A 4099-nucleotide genomic window follows, 5' to 3' on the forward strand; every position below is an offset into this window, starting at 1 on the left:
AGTGAAACGATGCATCGCCGATGGTAGTGTGGGGTTTCCCCATGTGAGAGTAGGTCATCGTCAAGATTAAATTCCAGAACCCCTGTTTGCTTGCGCAAACAGGGGTTTTGTTTTGGGCGATCGAAAACCCCGGTCCCTGCAGGTACGCGCTTGCTCGCGAAGGTCGCTGACGCTGACGTGGTGAACGCCCTGAAAATTCCGGCACAGCCCCAACACCGCCGACAAATTTGCACAGTTATTTCTGAACGAGGCTACTAGAATAGGCACCTAACCTTTTTAGAGCCCGAGCCCTATTTATGCCCGATCCGGTTGATGCCCCTGAGGGGTCGGATTTACCGCTGGACGACTTGGTGGCATGCCATGAGTGCGACCTGCTGATGCGCAAACCCGTGCTCGCCCTCGGTGAAAAAGCTCAATGCCCGCGTTGCGGCTACGAGCTTTACGCTCACCGTCACAATGTCGTCGAACGAAGCCTTGCCTTGGTGCTGGCAGCATTGCTTCTGTACATACCCGCGAACTTTTTACCGATCATGCAGCTCAATCTACTCGGGCAGTCCTCGGAGGACACCGTATGGAGCGGCGTCGTCGGCCTGTTCGACAGTGGCATGCAAGGCGTTGCCGCCGTGGTGTTCCTCTGCAGCATGGCTATCCCGCTGCTCAAGTTACTTTGCCAATTGGTCGTGTTACTCAGCATTCGCTGGAGCATCGGTCGTAGCTATGGACTGTTGCTGTACCGCATTTACCACCACCTGAAAGATTGGGGGATGTTGGAGGTCTATTTAATGGGCGTACTGGTTGCGATCGTAAAGCTCGCTGACATGGCCTCCATTACGCTCGGCCTGGGTCTGGCCTGCTTCGTAAGTTTATTAATGGTTCAGATTCTGCTCGAGGTAGTGATGTCACCCCACCAGATCTGGCAGGCGTTGTCAGGAGAGGATGACCATGCGGGCGATTGATGCAGGCATTTTGATTTGTACTGAATGCCATGAATTGAATAAGCAGCAAGCGGATGACGACGAACAGCTCTGCACCCGTTGTGGTGCGCTGATCCACGCACGTCGCCCCAACAGCCTCATACGCACCTGGGCTCTGCTGATCACTGCGGCGATCTTGTATATCCCCGCCAACCTGCTGCCCATTATGACCGTCAATTCCCTCGGGCAAGGCGATCCCAGCACTATCATGTCCGGCGTAATTCAACTGGTACAGCACGGAATGTTCCCCATTGCCGCCGTGGTGTTTATCGCCAGTATCCTGGTGCCAACGTTCAAGCTTGTGGGGATTGGCCTGCTGCTGTTTTCGGTGCAGCGTCGTCAACCGCTGTCCGCGCAACAACGCATCATCATGTACCGCTTCATCGAATTTATCGGTCGCTGGTCCATGCTGGATATTTTCGTGATCGCCATCCTGGTGGCGGTCGTAAACTTTGGGCGGCTCGCCAGTGTCGAGGCCAATCTTGGCGCTGCAGCGTTCGCCAGTGTGGTGATCTTGACGATGCTTGCCGCAGTAACCTTCGATCCCCGACTGATTTGGGATAACACGGAGTCGGATGACGACCATGAGTGATTTGCCTAAAGCTAAAACCCGCCCTGCATCCAATTGGTCGGCCGTTTGGGTGCTGCCCCTGATTGCCCTGATCATCGGTGGCTGGCTAGGATGGCGTGCCTACTCCCAGCAAGGTATCGAGATCCAGGTCCGCTTTGAAAGCGGCGAAGGCATTCAAGTCAACAAGACCGAAGTGGTCTACAAAGGTATGACGGTGGGCAAGGTTAAAGCCTTGGCGCTGGATGACGAAGGCAGCAATCGTGGGGTGATTGCCACCATCGAGATGAACAAGGACGTTGAGCAATACCTCAAGACCAACACCCGCTTCTGGCTGGTCAAGCCCAGCGTCAGCCTCGCCGGTATCACTGGCTTGGAAACCCTCGTCTCGGGCAACTACATTGCCGCAAGCCCAGGGGATGGTGAGCCCACCCGCAAATTCAAGGCGCTCTCCGAAGAGCCGCCGTTATCCGATGCCAAGCCAGGCCTGCACCTGACCCTCAAGGCTGATCGCCTGGGGTCGCTGAACCGTGGCAGCCCGGTGTTCTACAAGCAGATCCAGGTGGGGCAGGTCAAAAGCTACCTGTTGTCTGAGGACCAAAGTACTGTCGAGATCAAGGTCTATATCGAACCGACCTACGCTAACCTGGTGCGCAAACATACGCGCTTCTGGAATGCCAGCGGCATCAGCATCGATGCCAATCTGTCTGGTGTGAAGGTCCGCAGCGAGTCCCTCTCCAGCATCGTCGCCGGCGGTATCGCCTTCGCCACCCCGGAAAATCGCAAGGACAGCCCGCCAACCGACCCGAGCTTGCCGTTCCGCTTGTACGAAGATTTCGACGCCGCCGCCGCAGGCATCAAGGTCAAGGTCAAGCTTACCGATTTCGAAGGACTGCAGGCTGGACGTACGCCTGTGATGTACAAGGGTATCGAGGTCGGCAGCCTGAAAACCCTGAAGATTGACGCGGACCTGTCCAGCGCCAGCGCTGAATTGACCCTCGACCCTTTGGCCGAAGACTATCTGGTGCAGGACACGCAATTCTGGGTGGTCAAACCGTCAATCTCCCTGGCCGGCATTACCGGTCTGGAGGCATTGGTCAAAGGTAACTACATCGCCATCCGCCCCGGTGACAAAGGCACCGCGCCACAACGCGAATACGTGGCGCGCGCCAAGGCCCCGCCTCTGGACCTGCGCTCCCCAGGCCTGCACATGGTGCTGCTCACCGACAACCTGGGCTCGCTGGATGTCGGCAGCCCGATTCTGTACAAGCAGGTCAAGGTCGGCTCGGTGCAGAGTTACCAGTTTTCACGCAAGAAAAAGCAATTGGTGATCGGCGTTCATATCGAGAAAGAGTATGAAGGCCTGGTCAACGGTTCGACACGATTCTGGAATGCCAGCGGTGTCACCCTCACCGGCGGGCTTACCGGCGGTATTCAGGTCAAAAGTGAATCCCTGGCCAGCCTGATGGCAGGCGGTATTGCCTTCGAAACGCCGGAACCGAATGTGCCGCTGAAAAGACACATCCCCCGTTTCCGCTTGTTTGCCGATCGGGAGGCAGCCAATCGGCACGGAACACTGGTAACCATCAAGGTTGATCGCGCCGACGGCTTGAGCCCTGGCACGCCGGTGCGCTTCAAAGGCCTGGACGTGGGCAAGATCGAAAGCGTAGACCTGAGCGCCGACATGCAATCGGTATTGATCAGCGCGCGTATCACCCAAGTGGCGGACCGCATTGCGCGGGTAGGCAGTCAGTTCTGGGTGGTCAAGCCTGAATTGGGCCTGATGAAGACGGCGAATCTTGAGACCCTGGTCACCGGTCAGTACATCGAAGTGCAACCGGCCGCGAAAAACGCTGGCCCGCAGAAGAGTTTTGTCGCCCTTGCCCAACCGCCTGAAGCGGTCCATCGAGAGGCTGGCCTGAGCCTGACACTCAGCGCCGCACGCCGTGGCTCGCTCAAGGAAGGCGTGCCGGTCACATACCGTGAAGTCACCGTGGGCAAGGTTACCGGCTATGAACTGGGGCAGACTGCCGACCGTGTACTGGTGCACATCCTGATCGAGCCTAAATACGCGCCTTTGGTACGCAGTGGTAGCCGCTTCTGGAACACCAGCGGCTTCGGACTCGACTTCGGCTTGTTCAAGGGCGCGACGGTGCGTACCGAGTCTCTGGAGACGTTGGTTGCCGGCGGTATCGCCTTTGCCACGCCGGAAGGCGAGCGCATGGGCACCCCGGCGCGGCCGCAGCAGACCTTTGCCCTGTTCGACAAGTTCGAGGATGAGTGGCTGACCTGGGCGCCCAAGATTCCACTGGGCAAGTAGATCGAGGCGCGGCCATCGGGAGCAAGCCACCTCCCACATTCTGATGTGTAAATACAGTCAAAGTGTGGGAGCGGGCTTGCCCCAATGCCAGTCAGTTAAGCGCTAGAGCAGGCAATCGTCGGCCTGTGGCGAGGGAGCTTGCTCCCGCTGGGCCGCGAAGCGACCCCAGAAAATGGGACTGCTGCGCAGACCAGCGGGAGCAAGCTCCCTCGCCACGGTAAAGCGCCCCTCCTTAAC

General features: G+C 58.0%; 3 protein-coding genes. All 3 read left to right on the plus strand.

Annotated elements, in window-relative coordinates; all coding sequences use genetic code 11:
• Nucleotides 1-296 precede the first annotated feature (296 nt).
• The 3 genes from Q1V60_RS00470 to Q1V60_RS00480 are packed head-to-tail and all read left to right on the plus strand — an operon-like array spanning nt 297 to nt 3862.
• Entirely contained in the window at nt 297-956 is a 660-nt protein-coding gene (locus tag Q1V60_RS00470) for a paraquat-inducible protein A (RefSeq protein WP_300626715.1), read from the plus strand.
• Nucleotides 943-1566, plus strand: a complete 624-nt coding sequence (locus tag Q1V60_RS00475) for a paraquat-inducible protein A (RefSeq protein ID WP_300626716.1) — start codon at nt 943-945, stop codon at nt 1564-1566. The genes Q1V60_RS00470 and Q1V60_RS00475 overlap by 14 nt, the downstream gene beginning before the upstream one ends.
• A complete protein-coding gene (locus tag Q1V60_RS00480) occupies nt 1559-3862 on the plus strand; it encodes an MlaD family protein (protein WP_300626717.1) in 2304 nt (767 codons plus the stop codon). The genes Q1V60_RS00475 and Q1V60_RS00480 overlap by 8 nt, the downstream gene beginning before the upstream one ends.
• The last annotated feature ends 237 nt before the right edge of the window (nt 3863-4099 follow it).

Origin of the sequence: Pseudomonas sp. (assembly GCF_030147005.1) — a bacterium.
In the GTDB taxonomy this organism is placed as follows: domain Bacteria; phylum Pseudomonadota; class Gammaproteobacteria; order Pseudomonadales; family Pseudomonadaceae; genus Aquipseudomonas.

Coding starts and splice junctions, on each gene's coding strand:
- Q1V60_RS00475 (WP_300626716.1), top strand. CDS start 943: ATGCGGGCGATTGATGCAGGCATTTTGATTTGTACTGAATGCCATGAA.
- Q1V60_RS00470 (WP_300626715.1), top strand. CDS start 297: ATGCCCGATCCGGTTGATGCCCCTGAGGGGTCGGATTTACCGCTGGAC.
- Q1V60_RS00480 (WP_300626717.1), top strand. CDS start 1,559: ATGAGTGATTTGCCTAAAGCTAAAACCCGCCCTGCATCCAATTGGTCG.